Genomic DNA, 25,012 nt, shown 5'->3' on the forward strand with positions numbered 1-25,012 from the left:
AGAAGTGGATATCTCGCTTAGGCAACGCAGGTGGAAACTATTACACAGGAATGGGTGGAGCTGGATTAGGAGGAAGCAGTCCGTTTTTTAGACCAGATATAGATCAGGTTATTAATACGTATGGTTATTTCGGTGCAATGCTAAATAGTCTAAGTATTAGTTCTTTTAAGTCTGGAATGGATAGGCTGGAAGCATTTTTGGGTTTGAGTCAGCAAGCGGTAGGTCTTGCTGATGCTGCTGCGGGCATTGGTGGGGAACAGAAAAGCCATAGCTTTTACGGAACAGTATACACAGGTACAGAACTAATCAGGAATCCTGAAGGCCAAGTTAATGGTGTAAAAATGACCAGCCAAACACGATACATTAACAATCTGACAGGGTTTCAAAGGGATTCAATCAAGAGTAAGAACACCTCTGATAGCTTAAGGGGAATTCGTGATATGCAACGAAGAAGTGATTCATTAAGAAGAGAAATGCTGAGAAGATGATAATAAAACAGTTCTTTTTAATTTTGATGATTTTTTTCTTGTTTTCTTGCAAAAAAGAGGAGAAGCAAGAGAAAATCTTCTATGATAATGGCAAAATAAAATACGTCAGAGTTTTTGATAACGACATTCTTAAATTTAATAGATATGACAGAGAGGGTAACCTCATGTTTGTTGGAAAGTTCAAAGATAATCAGCTAATTGACACCCTTTTTATCTATGATAATGGTTTTGAGTATTTTGAAAAAATTGATAGTTCGGACAATAAATACTTTTATACTACATTTATATCAAGATATTCAACTGGGAAACTTTCAGAAATTTCACGATTACGTTATCGAAAAGGAGTTGAAATTGACAGTATATTGGGGTCTTCTTTATTGTTTGGCAAAGAAACTAATTACAAACCAAATGGTGAAATCGTGAGAGAAAGAACCTATAAGATTACAGGGGATGTTTCAAAAGTAATAGATGAAAAAAATTATGATTCGTGGTAATGGGTACTGTTTATCAAACGTGTGGGTGTAAAATTAAACAGTTGAGAATCAATACAATAAAATTTGAAATCAGTAGAAAATTTGAAAATTAAAATGATATTTGGGTAGCAGGAGCAGAAGAAAGTAGGCGGCACCTCACCATCCTCACCCTTGCAGACCATAGATTACAGCTACAACATCCGTGGCTGCTGACGGGAATAAACGACCTGAATCATTGGCATTAGCAGCGGTGAACTTAAGTTAAGCTGTAAAATTGCTTGGTATTTTCACTCAGGTAATCCGTTTTTTGCCACTGGCCGCTACCCAGTGCCGGTGTGTGCAGTTGGGGCAAACGCCTGCTGCACCGGCGTTTTTCTGTTCGGTATAACCGCAGAAGATGCAGGAATAATAACCCGGTGCGGTAATGCTGGTTACAGGATGCTGCAAGGAATCCGGCATCACAGACAGGCCATAGCGAACCGCATCATCCGGCACATAAAAGACACTCAGCTCGCCGGATGTTTCTTCAATCGCTGTTTCTACCTGTCCCAATTGCGAGATACCCCGCAGGCGCAGTTCGGCAAAGAACTCATCACTGCCCAGATGCTCTTTTTTAAAATTTTCAACCTCAAATACGCCATCCCGGATCAGACACACCGGCTTGCCCTCCAGCAGGTCTTCTACTTTCGGGGACTTTCCCAGAATCCGCACCAGCAGTGCGTAGAGTACAATAATCACCAGAAAAACCACAAAAGAAAATACAAGCCCCACCTCTTTATAAAACATGGGATCGCCCGCCGCAGAACCCAGACCCACAATCACCACCAGCTCAAAAACAGACAGTTGCCGGATTCCTCTTTTGCCCATCAGCCGAAGACCGACGATGATGATGAGAAACATAATAAAGGTGCGCAATACAACCTCGGGCAGAAACGACCAGTCTTCGCTCCCCAAAAGGAGCGCAGGCCAGTCTATGGCTACAATACTTTTCATACGGATGGGTTTCCGAAATTCACAGCGAAAATAGTGCCCGGCACGAGTTTTATAGGGTCGGACTTTTTAAAATATAAAATTTGAATCCAAACACATCAACGAAAAGTTGCCCGATTCGTGACCTGTATCAAAATACCTGAACGGAAACCCCACCCATAGCCCCGATGGAAGCGGCATCCTTTTCCGGTGAATGAGCGGAGCCGAATTCACCGGAAAAGATACAGCGGACAGCGGGAAACAGCTCCCAAAAGTCCACCTGAATATCCCCATAAAAAGAAACTTACCAGGCTGCCAGCACCGCCCGCAGACTCCGCGCGGCCCGCTTCAGTTCCTGAGACCAGTCTGCAGCGGCATTGCCATCGGCACCGTCTGAAATATACTTCAGGCAGAGAAAATCAATGCCTTCATGCCGGGCTACTCTGGCCAGAGCGTACCCTTCCATATCAATCACATTGTACTCCGGATTGCGGTGTTCCATTTCGAATTGGTCTCCGGAACCACAGATTCCCAGGGGCATGCCGCCCGGCGCAAGACCATATTCCAGCATCGCCGGTTCTCCGGATAGCGGCGTTTCAAATTTCTGAAAGCCCAAAGCCTGTGCATCCATATCCCGCTGAATAAACCGGGGGCAACACACCACTGTACCACGGTCAAAAGCCGTGCTGCCGGCTGTTCCCAGATTAATGATGAGATCCGGGCGGTCTTCCATAATGGCTTTGGTAAGGTGGTATGCCGCGTTCACCTTGCCCACGCCGGTAAAAAGTGTACGGAATCCTTCAAACTCGTTCCCGGCCTCAGATTCCAGCGCGAAAACCAATAAAATACGGTGGTAGGTTTGATCTTCAAATTTCATTTCAGTAAGCAATAAAAAAACCTTCTGCCAACAAGACAAAAGGCTTTGTATAAGGTTGATAATCAATAATTAAGTCAGTAAACCGCCACACACATTCAGCGTCTGGCCGGTGATGTAGGCAGACATATCCGAACCCAGGAATACGCAGACATTGGCCACATCTTCCGGCTGGCCGCCCCGCTTCAGCGGCACGTCATTTCTCCATTGTTCAATCACTTTCTCATCCAGTGCAGCGGTCATTTCGGTTTCAATGAATCCCGGCGCAATGGCATTGCAGCGGATATTTCTGGAACCCAGCTCCAGAGCCACAGATTTGGTAAATCCGATAACTCCGGCTTTGGAAGCAGCATAATTGGCCTGCCCGGCATTCCCCTGAATCCCGACCACGGAAGACATATTGATGATGGAACCGCTTTTGGCCTTCATCATGGGCTTGATGACCGCTTTGGTGAGGTTAAAAACAGAATCCAGATTGGTTTTCATGATGATATCCCAGTCCTCTTTTCCCATGCGCAGGAGCAGATTGTCTCTGGTAATCCCGGCATTGTTGATGAGGATATCCACTTTCCCGAAATCGGCCATCACATCGTCTACCAGTTTTTGTGCGGCATCAAAATCTGAGGCGTCACTCTGGTATCCTTTTATTTTGGTCACATCACTCAGTGCGTTTTCCAGTGCAGTGGCTTTGTCCACAGATCCGGCATAGGTGAAAGCCACCTGTGCGCCCTGTTTTGCAAAAGTTTCTACGATTCCCTTGCCAATCCCTCTGGATCCACCCGTGATGAGTGCTACTTTTCCTTCTAATAGTTTCATAATCTTAATTTTATTGTATCCAATTTAAAAATTTGGGCGTTTCCTGCCGCAGTTGCGGCGCCTCTGCATTCAGCACTTCGCCGCGCATCACCTTTTCGTATTTCAGCAGATAGCGGTCAGCCATCAGTTTTGCATTAAAGAGGTCTCCCACATATTCATGGCAGTGTTTTTTGCTGAAGTCTCCGGCATTTCCCAGTGCCAAAGTTAATTCTTTACGGCTATCCGACAAAAATCCGGTACCGGAAGTCACCAGTTCGGGCAATGAGCCGTACGGGGTACCAAACACAGGACAGCCAAAATAGAGGCTTTCGGTAATGGCCAGACCAAAAGGTTCATGCCACAATACCGGAAAAACCAGTCCCTTGGAACCGTTCATCATCCGGGATTTCTCCTCATTATCTACCATTCCGAAGAACTTTGCCCGGGGCGTAAAGGTGAAGCGCAGTCCCATATTTACATTGAACCGGACGCCACCCATCACATATAATTTTTCTTTCGGAGTTTTCTTCACCACCTGGATGGCGCCGCGCAGATTCTTGACGCGCCAGGCTCCCTTCCCCAAAAAATGAAAGTAGTTTCTCTTTTGGTTTAAATCCGGCTGCGGATAGGCGTCCCAGTTCAGGCCGTTATGCACAAACGAATCAGAGCCAAAGCGTTCTGCATGATTCTGCGAAACAAAGACGGTATTCGGCGGCAATACCACTCCGGGTCCGGCATTGCCGTGCATGGTGAAAATATAGGGGGTTTCCTGCGCTCCCATCCCCGCAATTCCGCTGTGGAAATGGATGACATCCAGATCTGCCGGAAGTTCACTGGCATGCTGAACAGATTCAAAAGGGATTTTTCTGCCAAAAGGAATCCGTGAATGTTCACTGACCACGAAAGTGATTTCATGACCGCGCCGGTGCAATTCTGCAGCCAGATCCCAGATCACGCGTTCGGTGCCGCCGTATTTTACAGCCGGAATCATACCGCTGTACACGAGTGCAATTTTCATATCACGTTGTTTATGACCAACACTATTTCTCCTTTTAATGTTTTGGATTTTGAAAACTCAATGAGCTCGTCTATGCTTCCTCTTTTTGTTTCTTCAAACTTTTTGGAAATCTCCCGGCTGAGGCTGATGCGCGTTTCAGGACCAAAAAATTCCCTGATTTGCTCCAGTGTGGTGTTGATTTTATGCGGACTTTCGTAAAGTACAATGGTTCTTTTTTCTGCGGCCAGTTGTTTCAGTTTGGTTTGGCGGCCTTTTTTCTGGGGGAGAAATCCGGCAAACAGGAATTCGTTATTGGGAAGTCCGGAAACCACCAGTGCCGGGACGAAAGCGGTAGCTCCGGGCAGACAGATCATTTCCAGATTCTCATCTGCAGCTGCTTTGGCCAGCAGATAACCGGGATCTGAAATGCCGGGCGTTCCTGCATCGGTAATCAGGGCAATGTTTTGTCCGCTTTTCAGCTCCTCTATTACTTTTTCGGTAGCCTGATGCTCGTTATGCAAATGGTAGGCTTTCAGTGGTTTGGAAATCTCGTAATGTTTCAGCAGGATTCCCGAGGTTCGGGTATCTTCGCAGAGAATATAATCCACTTCTTTCAGAATGCGCACCGCTCTGAAGGTCATATCTTCAAGGTTACCCACCGGTGTAGGCACAAAATATAAAATTCCACTCATCTTTTTTGGGTCAAAGGTGCCAGTAAGGCGTAAAATATCCAGGCAAACCAGGAGATGAAAATCACGGCCAGAATCCAGGCGATTTTCTCTTTACCGGTTGTCTTCTTTGAAAACATGATGACGAGAATGGGTGCAAGATACATCAGTAAAAATCCGAGGACGAGAATCATCGGGAAAATTAAATCTTTGAATGCTGATTCCATATTTTGTGCATTTATAAATTTTCAAACAGATTTTTGCAAAAATCCTCCAGACCGGGATCCCGGGCGCCCATCAGCAGCAACACGGTATCTGCATTGAGGCGAGGCCGTACGGTTTCCATAAAATCATTGCGGTCCTCCACAAAATAAGCATTCTTTCCGGTTTTCTGTATATCTTCCACCAGATCACCGGCAGAAATATCTTTCACCGCAGTACCGCCGGCATAAAAAATTTCGCTCATCCAGATTTCATCCTGTGGCCGCAACGCTTCTGAAATTTCTTCCACGAAATCCTTTCTCAGAAATCGGGTAGGTCCGTAGCCATGCGGCTGAAACCAGGCAACGACTTTCGCTGCCAGAGGCTGGCATGCCCGTATGGAAGCAGCACACTTTGCGGGATTATGCGCATAATCATCAATGACCCAAATGCCGTTTTTCTGTCCTAAAATCTGATGCCTGCGGTAGATTCCTTCATACTTTTCCAAACTTTGCGCACAAGTTTCCAGGCTTACACCCATCTGGTGGGCCACTGCAACAGCGGCTGTAGCATTTTCCACCGAATGCCTGCCGATGGAATTCATAGCGAAACGCTGGTTTTTTACTTCAAAATGTAAAGTAAATCCATCCTGTCTGAAATTCGTTGCCGAATAGCCTGCATTTTCATCTTCAAAACCGAAATCATTATCGCCATCCGCAGACAAGGATTTTGCCAGTGTATTAGACTGATTCACAATGAATAAACCCTTAGTATTATTTTTAAATATCGTAAATAATTCAATCAGTTCATCAATTTCCTGATGGTCTTTGTCAATATTCAGCAAGAGCCCGGTTTCGGGGTGGTACTGCACCACAGAGCCGTCACTTTCATCGGCTTCAATGATGAGCCATTCACCTTTCCCCACCGCTGCATTTCCGATTTTACCCTGCTTAATGATGCTGGTCAGGCCGGCACCTGAAATAATGCTGGGTTCCAGGCCGGCATCCAGCAGAATCTGGTACAGCATTGCCGATGTGGTAGATTTACCGGAGGTGCCGGCTACTGCTATTGTTTTCTTACTTTCTGCAATCAGTGCCAGAAGTTCACTCCTTTTCATGATGGGAATTCCCAGTTGCCTGGCTTTCTGAACCTCGGGCACGGTGTCTTCTATTGCGGTGGACACCACCACCAGCTGCGTACGGTCAGAGATTCCGCTGCCGTCTTGATCATAACAGGTAATACCTTCATTTTCAAGTTGTTCACGGGTTTTATTATATAGTCCGGGCTGGAAATAGCGGTCACTGCCGGAAACATCCTTGCCAATACCTTTCAGATACTGGGCAATAGCGCTCATGCCCACACCGGCTACCCCAATGAAAAATACGTTTTGAAAAGCTGTGATATTTTTAATCATAAATTATAAAAATGCAGATTTTGCAGCGCTGAAACAGCACGTGCGGGGAAGCTTAAATAAATTTGTGTTCCACCAGTGACCACAGCCTCTGGGCATATTCATCTGCCTGCTCCCATTTGTTTTTGTAATATACCTCACTCAGGTATTCTTTGGCTTCTGCCAGGGTTTTAAAACTGTTCAGGGTGTTAATGGTTTCATTCATTTCTACCTGACTGCCCCCAAAAAGCATCTTCGCAAAAGAGATACGGTCATTCAGATCCAGTCTGAATTCGGCTTTCGGCTTTTCTGCTTCCATGAAATCTGTGGGCATATTGGCCTTCAGCAGACTTGCTTCCGGTTTTTCTGCAGGAGGAGCCACATGTTCTTCTTCTTCCAGCGGATCATCTTCAAACAGGGACTGAATCTTTTTCAATCCTTTGATATTGGCCAGTTTAAATTTCTTTTCTTCCTGGTGTTGTTCCTGTATTTCGGCGGCGGCAGCATTGAGCTGAATCATTTTCTCTTCACGTTCAATGTCCACAATCTTACCACGCTCATCGGTTGCAGTTTCTTGATCTGCAGCAGGTTCTGCAACTGCAGAGACATCTTGGGAATCAGCAGTTTCCGCAGCAGTTTCTTCATCCTTGATGCCGGCCACATCAAAGGTAAAGGTCACGGCTTCCTTAGGCTCCTCTTCCTCCTCATCCGCGGCTGCTTCTTCAGGTTCCGTTACCTCAATATTTTCATCAATTTCCTCATAATCGGCGGTGTCTTCCGGTTTGAAAATTTCCGGTTCGGAGTCAATTTCCGGAGATTCTTCGGTATTGTCTATGGAAGAAGAAACCCCACTCAGTTCATAATCAACCACTTCCTCCGGATCGGTTTCCGATTCTTCTGCAGCTTGAATTTCATTCAGTTCATTGTTAAAAATAGCCTCTTCCTCAAAAACCTGTGTCCCAATTTCGGGATGGTGAATTTCGGATTCATCGATTTGGTTCAGGGTATTGTTGAAAATCACTTCCTCTTCGGCAATATAGCGGTCTTCAATTTCTTCCAATACTTCATTTTCATAGTCAGTTTCCTGATTGTCAATAATTTGAACCGGTACATCCTGCATATCCTCCCGATATTTTTCAGCGAGTGACAAAAAGGTGATAATTTCCTGCAGCTGCTGAAGCTGGGATGAAGATTCCTTTAAATCTTCTGCAGAATCGATGCGTTGCAGCTTTTCTATAATGGACTTTGCATCATGAAGCGCTTTTTGCTGAATTTCCTGAAAGTTTTGCATTGCAATATCTTGTTAAATTTTGCGTAATTTTGAAATTATATTTACGGCTAAAGTAACAAATGTTTTTAGAAAATACAATAAATCATTCCAAACAAAGTGGTTGGATGGAGGTGATCTGTGGTTCGATGTTTTCGGGAAAAACCGAAGAACTGATCCGCAGGTTGCGCAGAGCAGAAATGGCAGGCCAGAAGGTAGAAATTTTCAAACCGAAAATAGATACCCGATATGGAGATGAGGAAGTGGTTTCCCACAACCAGAATAAAATTCTGAGCACGCCTGTAGAGAGTTCCAACGAGATTCTGCTTTTGGGCTCTACCTGCGATGTAGTGGGCATAGACGAGGCTCAGTTTTTTGATGAAGGCATTGTAGAAGTAGCCAATCAACTGGCCAATACCGGAGTGCGGGTGGTTATTGCAGGTCTGGACATGGATTTTCTGGGAAGACCCTTTGGCTCCATGCCTTATTTGATGGCTACCGCCGAATATGTGACAAAAGTGCATGCTATTTGCAAGAGAACCGGCAACCTGGCCAATTATTCCATGAGAACCACCGAAAGCAAAAATCTGGTACAACTGGGGGAAACCGACAGTTATGAAGCCGTGAGCCGACGTATTTTCACAGAATTTGTCCTCAATAAAAATCCGCAGGAATGAACTATACGGCCAGAGAAATTGCCGATCTAACAGACAGCACCGTCATTGGAAACCCCGATGCACGCATCAGAAGCATTGCTTTTGACAGCCGAACTATTTTCTCTGTAAAAGAGAAAGCATTTCTGGCGATCAATACCAGTAAAAACCGTGGCGAAAAGTATATTCCAGCCACAGTGGAAAAAGGCATTAAAATTATTATTGCCGAAAACAAAACTGCAGATTACGAAGGAGTTACCTGGATCATTGTAAAAAATGCTGTGGCCTTTCTGCAAAAACTGGCGGCACAACATCTGGGCGGTTTTCCTGAGCTGAAAACAATAGGGATAACGGGCAGCAACGGAAAAACTATCGTAAAGGAATGGCTGTACCAGAGCCTCTGGAACGAGTTCAGTACGGTAAAAAGTCCGAAGAGTTTCAATTCGCAGACCGGTTTACCCTTTTCACTGTTGCAGATCAACGAAAATCATGAACTTGGAATTTTTGAAGCCGGTATTTCCAGACCGGGCGAAATGGACATTCTGAGCAGTATATTTTCGCCGGAATTGGGTATCCTCACCCACATCGGAACAGCGCATTCGGCTAATTTCTCGTCAGAAGAAGAACTGATCGATGAAAAACTGAAACTTTTTAACAATTCAAAAACCATCATTTTCAATGGAGATCACCCTCTGGTACGGCAAAAGATCCATGAAAAATTTAATGAACAAAAGCTTATTTCTTACGGATTTCATCCAGATAACGATCTGAAACCGGCATCAGACTGGAAGAATCATCAGCTGGATATCACCGTGAGTCATTTCGGCATTCCCTTCAGTTTTCCCATGTTACAACGTGATGAGGCAACGCTGATGAATGCCCTTGCGGTCATTGCCGTTCTGCGGGAACTTCAGTTTGACGATGAACAGATTACTGCAAAACTCAACGCCCTGAAAGCCGTAGAAATGCGGTTAGAAAGCGTCAACGGCATTAGAAACAATCTTGTGATTAATGATTCCTTTAATCTGGATATTGACTCACTTAAGATTGCCTTTCAGTTTATCAACGAATACGGGAAAGCTAAAAAAGCCCTGATTCTAACCGACATTATAGACGTTCGGGATCAACCGGATGATTTGTACAGAAATGTATCTCAGCTGGTGAATGAGCAAAACTTTCATTCAGTATTTCTGGTTGGAGAGGAAATTCCGAAATATGAGTATTTGTTTAACGGTGAAGTATTTATTTTTACCGATACTCAACAATTAATTGAAAGCCAAGAACTTAATCAGATAGAAAACTCGCTGATTTTGCTGAAAGGTGCACGAAAATTTACCATTGAAAAAGTAAAAAACCATCTGGAGCTGCAGAAACATGATACGGTACTGGAGGTGAATCTGAATGCCATTATCCACAATATCAACATTCATCGTGCTTTGCTGAAACCGGAAACTCGAATAATGGCGATGGTTAAAGCCTATTCCTATGGACTGGGGGGTTACGAGATTGCAGAGTTTTTACAGCACCATCACATTGATTATTTGGGTGTTGCGTATGCAGATGAAGGAGCGGACCTCCGGAAAAATGGAATCACAACGCCTATTATTGTGATGAATCCGGAGCAGCACAGCTATCACAGCATCATTGATTTCAATCTGGAACCGGAGATTTACAGTTTCCGCGTTCTGGAAAAATTTTATGAAGCGCTTCAGCAGAAGGGCATCAGCAAGCAGTATCCGGTGCACATCAAACTGGAAACCGGAATGCACCGACTGGGCTTCAAAACTCCAGAACTGGACGAACTCGCCGGTAAGCTTAAGACCATGAATCTGAAAGCGGCCAGTATTTTCAGTCATTTATCTTCAGCTGATGATGCCGAGGAACGGGACTATACCCTAGAGCAGATTAGGATCTTTGAAAGGAATGCATCTGCACTCTCTTGCAGCTTGGGCTATCAACCTATTTATCATATTCTGAATACCTCCGGTATTGTTTCCTTTCCCGAATATCAGTTTGATATGGTGCGCATCGGCATCGGAATGGCAGGCATTTCATCTGATGAGCAAATCGCACGTCAGCTGCAAAGCGCGGTGGTATTCAAAACGGTCATATCTCAGATTTCTGAGGTGGAAAAAGGTGAATCTGTGGGTTATAACCGCCGGTTCCGTGCAGAAGAAAACACAAGAATTGCAACCATCCCAGTGGGGTACGCCGACGGGATACCCCGGCTTCTAAGCAATAAAAACGGATATGTGGCCATCCACAAAAAATTGTATCCCATTGTGGGAAACGTATGTATGGACATGATGATGATAGACATAGGTACAGCAAAAATAAAAGAAGGAGACGAGGTGATTATTTTCAATTCCAGCCCTAGTCTGCAGCAGTTTGCTGATTATTGCCGAACCATTCCTTATGAGGTACTGACCTCCATTTCGAGAAGAGTAAAGAGAATATATATAAAGAACTAATGCAAAAAGTAGCGATCATCATAGCCGTTTTCTTCAGTATTATACTACTGAAAGGGCAAGTAAAGGAAGGTTTTGTAATTCCGCCCAATCCAAAAATTGGTTTATCATTATCTGGTGGTGGAGCCAAAGGATTTGCACACATAGGCGTTCTGAAAGTTCTGGATTCGCTGGGTGTGCGGATTGACTATGTTTCCGGAACCAGCATGGGAGCGATAGTAGGAGGTTTGTATGCCAGCGGATATACCGGTAAAGACATCGAGAAAATTGTAATGGATACCGATTTCTACAATATCATTGCCAATGAGAAAACCCGGCAGGAGGCTACTTTCTTCAACAAATCTGTAGACAAATACATTCTGAATATTCCGGTGAAGAACGGTAAAATCAACGTACTGCCCAAAGCCATTTCTACCGGACAAAAAAACATCTATCTCCTGAAGGAACTCTTTAAAAATGTCTCTACCACAGAAGATTTCTCCAAACTACCAATTCCGTTTATGTGTATCGGCACCAATCTGGAAAGCGGAGCTATGGAAATTTTTGAAAAGGGTGATCTGGTGAGTTCGATTATGGCAAGTTCAGCATTTCCATCATTGATGGATCCGGTAAAGATTGGCGATTCACTTTATATAGACGGCGCCATGACCATTAATTATCCCTCAAAACCGCTGAAAGATAAAGGAATTGACATTGTCATCGGTGTAGATTTGAGCCAGGGACTGGCCAGCAGGGAAAATCTGCAGAGTGCGATTGCCATTCTGAACCAGGTGATTGATTTCGGAATCCAGAAGGAAACGGTACGCCAGTACAAGTACACAGACATTAACATCCATCCGGATCTCACCGGCAAAACCGCCACCAGCTATGATGCCAAGGCAGAGATCCTTAACGCCGGTTACGAAGAAGCCATCCAATACGTCCCTACCCTTTCATTATTGCCGAAAAGAGAAGATCACCTGCTCCGTACACCCATGAATATGGTTTTCTCCAATATGTACAAAATAGACAGTCTGGTGCTGGTAAATAATGAAATTTTCAGCAAGAACTATGTGGAAGGTAAAATGAATATGAAGCTGCCTGCATTACACTCTTACAGCTCTATAAACCGGATGATTGATAAGTTGTACGCCACCAATAATTACAGACTCATCAATTATGAAATCATAAAAACCGGCAATCATGATCTGAATTATCTGAAACTGGACGTTATAGAAGACGATACCCGTTTCTACCTGAAATTTGGGTTGCATTATGATGAGATCTTCAAAACCGGCTTACTGCTGAATGCGACCGTAAAAAGATTGCTGTTCCGAAATTCCACACTGTCTCTGGATGTGGTAGTAGGTGACACGCCCAGATACTACCTCAATTATTTTATAGACAACGGCTATATCCCCGGTTTTGGGGCTTATGCCTCCGGAATGTCGCTGGATTTACGGGACATCAACTCCAATGTAACTGAATCCTGGAACTGGTTTCGAAATGAAGTATTTCTTCAGTCGGTATGGCGGGACAAATATGCCATCGGCGGTGGAATCAGTCATGATTATTTTGAGGCGAAATCGATAGGACGTGCTGCTTACTCAGATGTGCACCACTTTATAAACCCTTATGTATTTATGAAAACCGACACCCAAAATGACAAAGGTTTTCCCACCAAAGGCTGGTACCTGAACGCTGAAGGAAAGTTGTTGGATTTACTGAGTGAAAAACTGGAAGGTAGAACCTTTCAGACAAAAATAACAGCACGGTTTAATTTTCCGCTGACAACATGGCTTACCTACCGCTTGGGCATGGCAGCAGGCTTTACGCTCGGCGATGAATTATCCCATTACAATGAATATAAAATCGGAGGAATTTTCGAGCAGAATCTCGGTAACTTTAATCAGTTTCAGGGATATGAATTCGGACAGCTGAGTTCAAGAAATCTACTCACAATGGCCAATACACTACAGTTTAATGTCCACAAAAACTACTTTGTGGATGCGTCTTTCAGTGTGGCCAATCTCTTTGCAGATGCGGAAGTAGACGATATTTTTCACATCACAGAATCGTCTGCGGGACTCACTGCCGGTTACAAATCACCTTTAGGGCAGGTTAAACTTAATTACAGCCACTCTATTAACAGAAACAACGGAACCTTCAGTGTCATACTGGGACATTGGTTTTAATATTATGACAACATTTTTTTTCGAAGATACAGAACCCATAGTAATTGAAGAACGCACCAGGACCTGGCTGCACCATATCATCAGTTCTGAAGGTAAAAAACCCGGTGATCTGCAGTATATTTTTTGCAGTGATGACTACCTCCTGCAAGTGAACCGCGACTATTTACAGCACGATTATTATACAGATATCATCACCTTTGACTATGTGAAGGGTCAAACGATTTCAGGAGATATTTTTGTATCTTTGCAGCGCATTTCAGACAATGCTGCTGTGCTGGGTCAGGATTTTGACCGTGAACTTCACAGGGTACTTGCTCACGGAGTTTTGCATCTGTGCGGTTACAAAGATAAAACAGAGGCGGAAATTTCAGAAATGCGCTTTAAAGAAGATTATTATCTCGCCCGGCGTGATCTTATAATCTAATCGCTCTTTGACGTTAAACCCCGGTATATTCCTCTTTCACGGGCTTACCCACGGACTTTTTCCGTCAGACAGCAACTGTGATTCATCTGTTTTTAATTAATGATGTTTCACGTGAAACAATTTTAATAAAAGTCTATTCTAATGATAACCGAAACATATGACGTCATCGTAGTAGGAGCCGGACATGCCGGTTGTGAAGCTGCTGCTGCTGCTGCCAACCTGGGTTCCAAAACACTGCTGATTACCATGAATATGCAGACCATCGGACAAATGTCCTGTAATCCCGCTATGGGTGGGATTGCCAAAGGTCAAATAGTTCGTGAAATTGATGCACTGGGGGGATATTCCGGAATAATTGCAGATAAATCCGCCATTCAATTTAAAATGCTGAACCTCTCTAAAGGTCCTGCGATGTGGTCTCCGCGTACACAAAACGACCGGATGATGTTTGCGGAAGAATGGAGATTGGCACTGGAAAATACGCCCAACCTGGACTTCTTCCAGGATATGGTCAAATCTCTATTGATAGAAAATGGTCAGGTCACCGGAGTAAACACCTCTCTGGGTATTCAGATTAAAGGAAAATCTGTAGTATTGACCAACGGCACGTTTCTGAACGGACTGATACACGTGGGCGACAAACAACTGGGTGGAGGCCGTATGGGCGAACCCAAAGCTTTTGGGATTACCGAACAACTGGTATCATTAGGTTTTGAAGCCGGAAGGATGAAAACCGGAACTCCTCCCCGTGTGGACGGCAGAAGCCTGGATTACTCCAAAATGGAAGAGCAGAAAGGTGATGAAAATCCACAAAAATTCAGCTATCTGGATACACCAAGGTTAACAAAACAACTCAGTTGCCACATTGTATATACCAATGAAACCGTTCACGATATTTTACGTGAAGGATTTGACAGAAGTCCGATGTTTAATGGAACGATACAAAGTACAGGACCCCGCTACTGCCCGAGTATTGAAGATAAAATAAATCGCTTTGCAGAACGGAACCGACACCAGCTCTTCGTAGAACCGGAAGGCTGGCGCACAGTGGAGATATACGTCAACGGATTCAGCTCCTCACTCCCGGAAGATGTTCAGATTAAGGCCATGAAGCATATTCCAGGTTTTGAAAATGTAAAAGTTTTCCGTCCCGGATATGCCATAGAATATGATTACTTCCCTCCTACCCAATTGCATCATACATTGGAAACAAAACTGGTTCAGAACCTTTATTTTGCAGGTCAGATCAATGGAACTACAGGCTATGAAGAGGCAGCCGGACAAGGCTTAATGGCCGGAATTAACGCCCATAATAAAGTGCACGGCAAGGATGAATTCATCTTGAACAGAGACGAAGCGTATATTGGTGTTCTCATTGACGATCTGATTACCAAAGGTACGGAAGAACCTTACCGCATGTTCACCTCCAGAGCAGAATACAGACTGCTTTTACGCCAGGATAATGCGGATATACGCCTTACAGAGAAATCGTATAAAATAGGATTGGCTACCGAAGAAAGACTGAAAAAAGTAGAAAATAAAATAACTCAAAGTGCACAGCTGGAAACTTTTTTACGGGAAACTTCTCTGAAACCGGACATTATTAATCCCGTCCTTGCTGATAATGAATCTGCTCCAGTAGACCAGGCATACCGGGCTGCGCAGATTTTAACACGTCCCAATATCACGCTCGATAAACTTTCAAAAATTGATTTTATCAGTGAGACCACAAGCTTGTATAGTAATGAAATCCGAGAACAAGCAGAAATCAACATTAAATATAAAGGTTATATAGAGAAAGAAAAGGAAAATGTAGCAAAGCTACACCGATTGGAAACTATAAAAATTCCTCAAGATTTCGACTATAGTAAAATTAGCTCCTTATCTGCAGAAGCAAAACAGAAACTGAATACAGTGCAGCCCAAAACCATTGCTCAGGCAGGAAGAATCAGCGGCGTTTCACCCGCAGATATAAATGTTTTATTAATCTATCTCGGCAGATAGTCTGTGGATAACCCTGTGGATTGTTTCACGTGAAACATTATTCCACGGCTGATACTGACGCGTTAATGTCTTAATGTTAATATGTGCAAAACTGTTTATGAAAATAAAAGATCATTTCCTGACAGGAGAAGTATTTGAACTCAAAGAAACTCAATATCCGGGTATTTACAAAACTGACCCTGTACCAGAAAACATCGCTTCTTATTACGAGAGTACAGCGTACATCTCCCATCACCAGGATTCCGGATCACTGAAGGAAAAAATATACAAATTTATACAGGGATTTAATCTGAACTACAAACGGAACGTTCTGGTAGCTTTCCTGCCGAAGGGAGCACAAGTTCTGGATTACGGATGCGGTGCGGGTGAATTTCTGAAGTATATTGAATCCGATTTTACCACGTACGGACTCGAACCCAATCCGGAAGCACAGACTGCTGCTCAGAAAAAGACAAAACAGACCACTTTTATCCACCAGTTACAGGAACTTCAGGACGAAAGTCTGGATGCCATAACCTTATGGCATGTTCTGGAACATATCGGTAATCAACAGGAAATACTGAACCTCTTTCACAGTAAACTCAGGAAAAACGGAAAGCTGATTATTGCAGTACCCAATCCCACTTCATACGATGCAATATTTTACAAAGAATTTTGGGCCGCTTATGATGTCCCCCGACATCTTTATCATTTTTCAAAAAAAGGCATGGAAGCATTTTTTGACACTGACTTGTGGAAACTAAAAACCATCAAACCACTTTTACTGGATTCGTTCTATATTTCTATGCTGAGTGAAAAATATAAAAAATCTACTCTTTTTTGGTTAAAAGGAGCCGTCCGAGGAGCGATTTCTAATTTTAAAGCATCAAAAAGCGGTGAATTTTCCAGCTTGATATATGTTATCGAAAAAAAGTAGATAATTGATTTTAGACAGGTTTCTGAAGGTCAAATTTCAGTGAAAATCCAAATTTCTAATACAAATCATTCCTCTGGAATATATTCCTAGATTTCATTGTCAATCTATCAAAAAAAATAATTGAATAAAAATTGCATTCAGGTCATAAAAAAAGTTTCCGCAAAAACACGGAAACTTTTTTTTGAAAATATAGTCTTAATTTAATCATTGATGGCTTTCACACCGGGAAGCTCTTTTCCCTCTAAACTTTCCAGCATTGCTCCACCTCCCGTAGAAACATAACTCACTCTGTCATCATACCCGAACTGTTTTACAAAAGCTACACTGTCGCCCCCTCCTACCAGAGAAAAAGCACCAAGATCAGTAGCCTCGGCAATACTGTTTCCTAAAGAAACCGTACCCCCCGCAAAATTCGGCATTTCAAAAACCCCCAGCGGGCCGTTCCATAAAATTGTTCTGGAATTCAGGATGACATCATGAAAAATCTGACGGCTTCTCATCCCCACGTCCAGACCCATCCATCCTTCTGGTATATGGTTGATATCAACTTCTTCATGATTTGCTTCATTATTAAATTCTTCGGCTGCAATTGCATCTACAGGAAGATACACCCGTACCTTCTCTCCATTTGCTTTGCCTAGAATTTCCAGTGCGAGGTTCATTTTATCTTCCTCTACCAGCGAATTTCCTACGGATCCGCCTAGAGCTTTTATAAAGGTAAAAGCCATTCCGCCACCTATAATCAGATTATCCACTGCCGGCAGCATATTCTCTATAATAGTAATTTTAGACGAAACCTTGGATCCACCTATCACTGCAGTAACCGGTCTCTCCCCGTCCTTAAGAACTTTATTTACGGCATCTAACTCTTTGGCCATTAACAAACCGAAAAATTTAGTTGAAGGAAAAAAATCTGCAATCACAGAAGTAGAAGCATGAGCTCTGTGCGCTGTACCAAAGGCATCATTTACATAAGCATCACCCAGTTTTGCAAGTTTTGCTGCAAAAGCAGGATCTCCGGATTCTTCTTCATTATAAAAACGCAGATTTTCTAACAGTAGAATTTCTCCAGGCTTCAGATTCTGTGCAGCAGCAGCAGCTTCATCACCTATACAATCCCCGCAAAACTTAACCGTTCTTCCAAGCACAGATTCAATCTCAGAAACAATATTCTTCAACGAAAAATCATCTGAAACTTTCCCTTTCGGACGGCCCAGATGGGTCATAAAAATAACCGAACCACCATCATTCAAAATTTTATCTACGGTAGGTTTCACTGCCTGTATTCTTGTATTGTCCGTTACCTTAAAGTCTGCACTTTGGGGAACATTGAAATCTACCCGAACCAAAGCACGCTGATCTTTGAAATTAAAATCGTTAATTGTTTTCATAAAAAATTCTGCTGTTTTTTGTTGTCCAAATTTAAGATTAATTCCGCGCAATAAAAATTAAAATGAAGATAAAATTCCCCAATCCCCAATCATTCACTTATCATCATTTTTTCTTTTAAATAAAAAAAAAGAATGAATACTGTTGTTGTAGTTTCGGAGTATGTGGAGAAAAAAAAATGAAATATTTACACCCACAGAGTTGAACGGAAGTTCATATATAGTTCACATTATAAGAAGTTGAATTTCAGGATAAATATGAGGTTATCAACAATTGTGAGTAACTGTTTTCATGCGGGTTTCCTGATAAAATGATTATGGATAAAGTGATGGGATTTCCTCTACAACTTTCAGCAAAATTTTCTTGGAGGTTCAGAAATAATGTTCCATTATGAATTTAATATGAATAAAGAAAGTGAAATCTATACTGAGTTATCCACATGCTTTTACCGCTGTTTTCACAGATAATCTTCACGCGGGCGATGCGGTGTTTCGGCCGGATTATAAAATACGGCTCAAAATCAGCGGATGTGGTGAGATCTTTGCTGTGTTCAGTTCATCTGCAATAACCCGTGCTTTACCGAATATTTATGTTGAATTCGGATATATTCTCCTGAATAGTAGTAAATTTGTCTGGAAAGTAACATCTGAAAAATAATAACTGAAAATGAAAAAGATTGCAATAGCCTGTGATCATGCAGGTTTTGAATATAAAGAGTATCTGAAAGCACAATTGGCCAGTACCTTTGAAATAGAGGATTTTGGAACCCACAGTCCGGATTCTGTGGATTATCCTGATTTTGTGCACCCCGCCGCCCGTTCTGTAGAAAGCGGAGCCAATATTATGGGTATTTTAATCTGCGGAAGCGGACAGGGTGTTCAGCTCTCGGCCAATAAACACCAGGGAATACGTTGTGCACTGTGCTGGATGCCGGATCTGGCTGCACTGGCCAGACAACACAATAATGCAAATATGGTGGCCATACCGGCTAGATTTATTGCCAAAGAACTGGCTCTGGAAGTGGTTCAAAAATTTCTGACCACTGATTTTGAAGGTGGTCGGCACCAGAACAGGGTAGATAAAATCTCAATGTGCTGATTTTTCATCCCCTAAATAACAATTAATATATGGCAAAAAAAGGAAAATACATCTCCCATAAAAACAATCAGAAACTACAGGAAATAGGCAAACTGATTACGCAGTTTATGCGAAAAAATTCCAATAAAATCTACAATTATAAACAGATTGCAGATGGCATTGACTATAAAAATCCCCGGCAGCGGGAACTGGTTATTCAGTCCCTGCACCGTCTGCAGGCAGACGAGCGGATTTTGGAAGTAGAACGCGGAAAATACATTTTAAATCTGAAAATTGCCGGAACCTTGACCGGCGTCATTGATTTTAACCAGAGTGGTAACGCCTATGTAAAGGTAGACGAAATGGATGAGGATGTTTTCGTACACTCCAAGAATGTGAAAGATGCCATGCAGGGAGACACGGTACTCATCGTCACTTATCATTACAAAGGAAAAAAAATGGAAGGCTCTGTACTGGAGGTCATCAAGCGTAACCGGCTGGATTTTGTAGGTACTTTTGATTATATACCCCATAAAGAATTCGGGTTTGTCGTTTCTGATAAAAAGAATATTCATACCGATATTTTCGTTAAAAAAATCAATTTTAATGGGGCGGTACACGGTTCAAAAGTCGTAGTACGCATGCTGGGATGGAAGCCTGGCGATAAAAATCCGGAAGGTGAAATTATCCAGGTTCTGGGAGCTCCCGGTGAGCATGAAACCGAAATTCATTCCATATTGGCCGAGTATGGCCTGCCGTATGCTTTCCCCGAGGAAGTAGAACGCGAAGCCAATGAAATAGACCGGGAAATCCGTGACCATGAGGTGGCAAAAAGATGGGATATGCGCCCTACCCTTACCTTTACCATTGACCCAAAAGATGCCAAAGATTTTGATGATGCACTCTCACTTAGAAAACTGGAAAACGGTCACTGGGAAATCGGGATTCATATTGCAGATGTGTCGCATTATGTGGTGCCCGGCACAGCATTGGATGATGAAGCCTATCAGCGTGCCACCTCTGTATATCTGGTAGACCGCGTAGTACCAATGCTTCCGGAAGTGTTATCCAATGGCGTCTGTTCACTGCGACCCAATGAGGATAAGTACACCTTTTCTGCAGTATTCGAGATGGATGATGAAGCCCATATTCATAAACAATGGTTCGGACGTACCGTGACCCACTCAGACCGGCGCTTTACCTATGAAGAAGCGCAGGAAAGAATAGAAACCGGCGAAGGTGATCTTGCACAGGAAATCCTTACCCTGGACCGTCTGGCAAAGTTGATGCGTGCAGAAAGAATCCGCAACGGAGCCATTACGTTTGACCGCAGTGAAGTGCGCTTCAATCTGGATGAAAACAATGAGCCCATAGGCGTGTATTTCAAAGTGAGCAAAGATTCTAATCATCTCATTGAGGAATTTATGCTGCTGGCCAACCGTAAAGTTTCAGAATTTATATCCTTGAGCCGTAAAAGTGAACCTACCGGTAATACCTTTATTTACAGAATTCATGATGATCCCGATCCTGCGAAACTGGAAGCTTTGAGGGAATTTGTGTCTACATTCGGGTACAAAATGAATCTGGCCAATACTAAAAAAGTCACCGAAAGCATGAATACCCTGCTGAAGGGTGTGAAGGGAAAGCCGGAAGAGAATATGATCGAAACGCTGGCCATGAGGTCCATGAGTAAAGCCGTATATTCCACAGAGCCCATCGGGCATTACGGTTTGGGATTCGAGTATTATTCGCATTTTACTTCCCCTATCAGACGTTATCCGGACATCATTGCGCACCGTTTACTCCAGCATTATCTGGATGGTGGAAAATCTCCGCACAGAAATGATGTGGAAGAACAGGCCAAACACAGTTCTGCCATGGAGCGGCTGGCTGCAGATGCCGAACGGGACAGCATTAAATACATGCAGGTCAGGTTTATGGAAAAACACGTGGGCGAAGTATTTGAAGGGGTTATCTCTGGCGTAGCCGAGTTCGGATTTTGGGTTCAGATTCCGGAAAATGGCGCCGAGGGCCTTATCAAACTCAGAGATCTGGTAGATGACAATTATATGTATGACGCCAAAAATCATGCAGTATATGGCATGCGCCACGGAAAAAAATACCAACTGGGAGATCCGGTCAAAATAAAAGTGATGAAGGCCAATCTGATTGCCAAACAACTGGATTTTAAAATTGTAGATTAAAACCCGTAATTTTATCCTTTTTATTTCAATGTTAGAACTCATATTTTCAGCGGCAGGACTCGGTATTATGCTGAGTCTGGTCTTCATAGGACCTATTTTTTTCCTGCTGATAGAAACAAGTTTCACCCGCGGACCAAAACACGCCCTCTCCTTGGATGTAGGCGTTTTGCTGGCAGATCTGGTTTGTATCGTCGCCGCCTATTTTGCCAGTGCAGATCTGGTGCATCTTATTGATCAGCATCCCGGTTTTTACCGCATTACTTCCTTCATCATACTCATTTATGCGGTGTTTATGATTGTGTCTAAAACCAAAATGCACATCACCGGTGAAAAGGAATTCATCAGCCAGAATTATTTCCGGACCTTTCTGAATGGATTTTTCCTTAATATTCTGAATATCGGAGTGGTCTTGTTCTGGCTGGTAACCGTGATTTCGGTGCGCAACAGCTATCCCACAAACAATCATTTTTTCCTGTATATGATGGTGGTTATCGGAACGTATTTTATCATTGATTTATTTAAAATTTATCTGGCCAAGCAGTTTCATGACAAACTGAATCAGCGCGTGGCCAATCAGATCCGTAAAGGTGTGGGTTTTGTGCTCATTGGTTTCAGTATTTTTATATTTTTACAAAGCTTTAAGATGTTTAATCAGTTTGATAAGAAACTTGAAAAAGCAGAGCAGGCAGAACAAATTCAAATGCAGTAATGAACAGTATAATTTTACCGCCGTCATTAAAAAAGGGAGACCGTATTGCCGTGATCTCACCGGCAGGTGCAGTGCATGAAGAGCAACTGCATGCAGGTATCGAAATGATTAAAGATCAGGGTTACGAACCCGTACCGGGCAGGCATCTGTACACCAGATATTCCAATGGCTATACCTATGCCGGAAACGAAAAACAAAGAATTCAGGATCTGAACCGTGCTTTTGCAGATGAAGATATTGCAGCCATCTGGGCTTCGCGGGGTGGCTACGGCTGCCAGCATCTCCTGAGACACCTGAAACTGTCGGAATTCAGAAAAGATCCGAAATGGTACATCGGATATTCAGACAATACGGTGATTCAAAGCTATCTGCTGAAGAATAATTTCGCTTCCATACATGGTCAAACCATTAAAACATCCAGTTTTGGCGTGACCGGCCAGAGCTATGAACTTATTTTTGATATGCTGAAAGGCAAATTTCCCGCCTATACTGTAAACAGCCATTTGCTGAATAAAAAAGGAACGGCAAAGGGACAACTGGCAGGTGGAAATCTGGCACTCATTTATGCACTGATGGGCACCCCCTACTCTTTTAATTTTAAGGATAAAATACTCTTTATTGAAGAAATCGGCGAGAATTTCTATGCACTGGATAGGATGCTGATGTCACTGGATCTGGCCGGCGTTTTCAGAAAAATTAAGGGACTCATCATAGGTGGAATGACCAATATGGGCGATGAAAAAGATAATGAAAACTACGAATCTCCCTTCGATGATTTTGCTTATGAAATCATTGCCCAGCGCATTTCAAAGTACAGTTTTCCCGTTATTTTTGGCTTTCCAAATGGCCATATCTATGAGAATAAACCATTGATTATCGGCGGAAATATACAACTGAAGGTACAGGATAAGGTAGAGGTGATTTTTTAGCAAAAATATTGGAACATGGCAGATCACAATGAATTTGGAAAACTGGCAGAAGATCTTGCAGCCGAATACCTGAAGAAGAACGGCCACACCATTCTGACCCGGAACTTCTATTACCAGAAGCATGAAATAGACATTGTTTCAGAGTTGGATGACCTTGTAGTAGTCACAGAAGTGAAGGCCAGAAGTTACGATACGGTGATTGAACCTCATGAAGCGGTGACCAGGAAAAAAATCAGATCCATTGTAGTATGTGCAGATTTTTACCTTCAGGAAATGAACATTGAAAAGGAAGTACGGTTTGACATCATCACCATCCTTCCGGATGAACATGGCGTACTGCAAATCACCCACCTGGAAGATGCATTTCAGACCTATGATGCCAACTAAAATATTGGCTGATTTCCGTTCCTACAATAAATCATGTTCCTTACTTTACATAATTATTAAAGAATGAAAACAATATTGATTACCGGCGCCACTTCCGGTATCGGCAAAGCCACTGCAGTGGCCATGGCAAAACATGGTCACAGACTCATCATATGTGGCAGAAGAACAGCTGTCCTGGATACACTGAAAGAGCAACTCAGCAGCATTACCGAAGTTTTTAGTTTAACCTTTGATGTGAGCTGTCTTCAGGAGGTGGAAGCCGCAATAAATTCCCTTCCTGAGCATTGGAGGACTATAGATGTTTTGATTAACAATGCGGGAAATGCCCATGGACTGGAGCCTCTTTCAGAAGGCAATACCGCAGACTGGGACGCCATGATGGACGGCAATGTGAAGGGTCTGCTTTACGTTTCGAAAATGATTATTCCCGGCATGAAAGAAAGAACATCGGGGCATATTGTGAATATTTCTTCGGTAGCGGCAAGACAGACCTATGCTTTCGGGGTGGTGTACTGTGCCAGTAAAAAAGCCGTAGATGCGATATCTGAGGGCATGCGGCTGGAACTTACAGAATTTGGTATCAAGGTAACCAATATTCAGCCAGGGGCGGTAGAAACAGACTTTTCCATGGTACGCTTCAAAGGAGATGAAGAAAGAGCACGAAGTGTATATGCCGGATATGAAGCCTTAAAAGCAGAAGATGTGGCCCACGCCATCAGCTACTGTGTGCACGCACCTGCTCATGTGATGATTTCTGATCTTACCATTTATCCCAGTGCGCAGAGTGAACCGCGTACGATATACAGAAAGCAGTAATCTTCAGTTTTGATTTTGGATACACTACCTTTGCATAAATTTCCGGTTACATCATGAAAATCCTCCACCTAGAAACTTCTTCCAGAAATTGTTCTGTGGCCATTTCAGACGGTACAGATATGCTTTGTCTGTGCGAAGAAATCTCAGAAAACTACAAACAATCCGAAAGTCTGCATACGTTCGTGCAGTGGGCTCTGGAAGGTGCCGGTGTTACGCTGGCAGATCTGGATGCTGTTTGCCTGGGCATGGGTCCCGGTTCCTATACCGGATTACGAATCGGAGCTTCCTCTGCAAAAGGATTCTGCTATGGATTAAAGATTCCGCTGATTGCAGTCAATTCGCTGCAGACCATCACAGACCGTTTTTTAGGACAGAACTATGATTATGTGGTCCCGATGGTTGATGCGAGGCGAATGGAGGTTTATACGGCGGTTTATGACGGAAATTCGGGGGAAATAATTTCTGATACCGAAGCCAAAATTCTGGACGAACAGTCTTTTCTGGATTTCAAGGATAGAAAAGTGCTCTTTGCCGGAGATGGTGCTGCCAAAGCTAAAGAGATTCTGCAACTTCCTGAGGCCGTATTTTTGGAGGATGTATATCCTTCGGCAGAGTTCCTGATTTCCAGGGCTGCAGATCAATTCAGGCGGTCTCAGTTTGAAGATGTGGCCTATTTTGAGCCATATTATCTGAAAGACTTTCATGGAGTGAAGAAAAAGAAAAGTGAGGAATAATCCTCA

24 protein-coding genes are annotated in these 25,012 nt (G+C 43.1%); 15 read left to right on the forward strand and 9 right to left on the reverse strand.

The annotated features are described in order from the left end of the window. A partial coding sequence (locus tag LKO26_RS05450) for a hypothetical protein (RefSeq protein WP_227586838.1) occupies positions 1–488 on the forward strand: 488 nt, incomplete at its 5' end. Then, the gene (locus tag LKO26_RS05455; protein WP_227586839.1) at positions 485–982 is read left to right on the forward strand and encodes a hypothetical protein; all 498 of its coding nucleotides are present in this window, start codon (positions 485–487) and stop codon (positions 980–982) included. The genes LKO26_RS05450 and LKO26_RS05455, both read left to right, overlap by 4 nt. Before the next feature lie 270 nt (positions 983–1,252). Here the strand turns inward: LKO26_RS05455 and LKO26_RS05460 are convergent, their stop codons facing one another. The 8 genes from LKO26_RS05460 to LKO26_RS05495 form a co-directional block, all read right to left on the reverse strand. After that, a complete protein-coding gene (locus tag LKO26_RS05460) occupies positions 1,253–1,954 on the reverse strand; it encodes a DUF421 domain-containing protein (RefSeq protein ID WP_227586840.1) in 702 nt (233 codons plus the stop codon). Positions 1,955–2,234: 280 nt separating this feature from the next. Then, entirely contained in the window at positions 2,235–2,807 is a 573-nt protein-coding gene (locus tag LKO26_RS05465; RefSeq protein WP_227586841.1) for a nucleosidase, read from the reverse strand. 69 nt (positions 2,808–2,876) lie between these two features. Next, positions 2,877–3,620: a 3-oxoacyl-[acyl-carrier-protein] reductase gene (fabG, locus tag LKO26_RS05470; protein ID WP_227586842.1), complete on the reverse strand. Its 744-nt coding sequence runs from the start codon at positions 3,618–3,620 to the stop codon at positions 2,877–2,879. A gap of 10 nt (positions 3,621–3,630) precedes the next feature. Further along, a complete protein-coding gene (locus LKO26_RS05475) occupies positions 3,631–4,617 on the reverse strand; it encodes a glycosyltransferase (protein WP_227586843.1) in 987 nt (328 codons plus the stop codon). After that, positions 4,614–5,288, reverse strand: a complete 675-nt coding sequence (gene rsmI / locus LKO26_RS05480; RefSeq protein ID WP_227586844.1) for a 16S rRNA (cytidine(1402)-2'-O)-methyltransferase — start codon at positions 5,286–5,288, stop codon at positions 4,614–4,616. Before rsmI ends, LKO26_RS05475 begins: the two co-directional genes overlap by 4 nt. Continuing rightward, positions 5,285–5,491: a hypothetical protein gene (locus LKO26_RS05485; protein ID WP_227586845.1), complete on the reverse strand. Its 207-nt coding sequence runs from the start codon at positions 5,489–5,491 to the stop codon at positions 5,285–5,287. The genes rsmI and LKO26_RS05485 overlap by 4 nt, the downstream gene beginning before the upstream one ends. Before the next feature lie 11 nt (positions 5,492–5,502). Then, a complete protein-coding gene (locus LKO26_RS05490; RefSeq protein ID WP_227586846.1) occupies positions 5,503–6,879 on the reverse strand; it encodes a UDP-N-acetylmuramate--L-alanine ligase in 1,377 nt (458 codons plus the stop codon). A 52-nt stretch (positions 6,880–6,931) separates the two neighbouring features. After that, the gene (locus tag LKO26_RS05495; protein ID WP_227586847.1) at positions 6,932–8,146 is read right to left on the reverse strand and encodes a hypothetical protein; all 1,215 of its coding nucleotides are present in this window, start codon (positions 8,144–8,146) and stop codon (positions 6,932–6,934) included. A 59-nt stretch (positions 8,147–8,205) separates the two neighbouring features. Between LKO26_RS05495 and LKO26_RS05500 the strand changes: the two genes are divergently transcribed. The 6 genes from LKO26_RS05500 (at position 8,206) to LKO26_RS05525 (ending at position 16,761) form a co-directional block, all read left to right on the forward strand. After that, complete coding sequence (locus LKO26_RS05500) at positions 8,206–8,799, forward strand: thymidine kinase (RefSeq protein ID WP_227586848.1); 594 nt, start codon at positions 8,206–8,208, stop codon at positions 8,797–8,799. Next, positions 8,796–11,246 carry a bifunctional UDP-N-acetylmuramoyl-tripeptide:D-alanyl-D-alanine ligase/alanine racemase gene (locus tag LKO26_RS05505; protein ID WP_227586849.1) on the forward strand — a complete coding sequence of 817 codons (2,451 nt, stop codon included), beginning with the start codon at positions 8,796–8,798 and terminating at the stop codon, positions 11,244–11,246. Before LKO26_RS05500 ends, LKO26_RS05505 begins: the two co-directional genes overlap by 4 nt. Next, on the forward strand, positions 11,246–13,417 hold the full coding sequence (locus tag LKO26_RS05510) for a patatin-like phospholipase family protein (protein ID WP_227586850.1): 2,172 nt from the start codon (positions 11,246–11,248) through the stop codon (positions 13,415–13,417). Before LKO26_RS05505 ends, LKO26_RS05510 begins: the two co-directional genes overlap by 1 nt. Before the next feature lie 4 nt (positions 13,418–13,421). After that, the gene (gene ybeY / locus LKO26_RS05515) at positions 13,422–13,841 is read left to right on the forward strand and encodes an rRNA maturation RNase YbeY (protein WP_227586851.1); all 420 of its coding nucleotides are present in this window, start codon (positions 13,422–13,424) and stop codon (positions 13,839–13,841) included. Between the two features lie 141 nt (positions 13,842–13,982). After that, the gene (gene mnmG, locus LKO26_RS05520) at positions 13,983–15,845 is read left to right on the forward strand and encodes a tRNA uridine-5-carboxymethylaminomethyl(34) synthesis enzyme MnmG (RefSeq protein ID WP_227586852.1); all 1,863 of its coding nucleotides are present in this window, start codon (positions 13,983–13,985) and stop codon (positions 15,843–15,845) included. Between the two features lie 97 nt (positions 15,846–15,942). After that, on the forward strand, positions 15,943–16,761 hold the full coding sequence (locus tag LKO26_RS05525; protein ID WP_227586853.1) for a class I SAM-dependent methyltransferase: 819 nt from the start codon (positions 15,943–15,945) through the stop codon (positions 16,759–16,761). Positions 16,762–16,961: 200 nt separating this feature from the next. Here LKO26_RS05525 and LKO26_RS05530 read toward each other — a convergent pair whose 3' ends face one another. Then, positions 16,962–18,152: a phosphoglycerate kinase gene (locus LKO26_RS05530; protein ID WP_227586854.1), complete on the reverse strand. Its 1,191-nt coding sequence runs from the start codon at positions 18,150–18,152 to the stop codon at positions 16,962–16,964. A 664-nt stretch (positions 18,153–18,816) separates the two neighbouring features. Between LKO26_RS05530 and rpiB the strand changes: the two genes are divergently transcribed. The 7 genes from rpiB to tsaB all read left to right on the forward strand — a co-directional run bounded on the left by rpiB (position 18,817) and on the right by tsaB (position 25,006). Next, positions 18,817–19,248: a ribose 5-phosphate isomerase B gene (gene rpiB / locus LKO26_RS05535; protein WP_227586855.1), complete on the forward strand. Its 432-nt coding sequence runs from the start codon at positions 18,817–18,819 to the stop codon at positions 19,246–19,248. A gap of 29 nt (positions 19,249–19,277) precedes the next feature. Beyond that, complete coding sequence (gene rnr / locus LKO26_RS05540) at positions 19,278–21,431, forward strand: ribonuclease R (protein ID WP_227586856.1); 2,154 nt, start codon at positions 19,278–19,280, stop codon at positions 21,429–21,431. A gap of 28 nt (positions 21,432–21,459) precedes the next feature. Further along, positions 21,460–22,140, forward strand: a complete 681-nt coding sequence (locus LKO26_RS05545) for a LysE family translocator (protein WP_227586857.1) — start codon at positions 21,460–21,462, stop codon at positions 22,138–22,140. Beyond that, positions 22,140–23,069, forward strand: a complete 930-nt coding sequence (locus tag LKO26_RS05550; protein ID WP_227586858.1) for an LD-carboxypeptidase — start codon at positions 22,140–22,142, stop codon at positions 23,067–23,069. The genes LKO26_RS05545 and LKO26_RS05550 overlap by 1 nt, the downstream gene beginning before the upstream one ends. A gap of 15 nt (positions 23,070–23,084) precedes the next feature. Then, the gene (locus tag LKO26_RS05555; RefSeq protein WP_227586859.1) at positions 23,085–23,456 is read left to right on the forward strand and encodes a YraN family protein; all 372 of its coding nucleotides are present in this window, start codon (positions 23,085–23,087) and stop codon (positions 23,454–23,456) included. Positions 23,457–23,519: 63 nt separating this feature from the next. Continuing rightward, complete coding sequence (locus LKO26_RS05560; protein WP_227586860.1) at positions 23,520–24,272, forward strand: SDR family NAD(P)-dependent oxidoreductase; 753 nt, start codon at positions 23,520–23,522, stop codon at positions 24,270–24,272. A gap of 53 nt (positions 24,273–24,325) precedes the next feature. Next, positions 24,326–25,006: a tRNA (adenosine(37)-N6)-threonylcarbamoyltransferase complex dimerization subunit type 1 TsaB gene (tsaB, locus tag LKO26_RS05565; RefSeq protein ID WP_227586861.1), complete on the forward strand. Its 681-nt coding sequence runs from the start codon at positions 24,326–24,328 to the stop codon at positions 25,004–25,006. Positions 25,007–25,012: the final 6 nt, after the last annotated feature.

Source organism: Chryseobacterium sp. MFBS3-17, from assembly GCF_020687745.1.
In the GTDB taxonomy this organism is placed as follows: domain Bacteria; phylum Bacteroidota; class Bacteroidia; order Flavobacteriales; family Weeksellaceae; genus Marnyiella.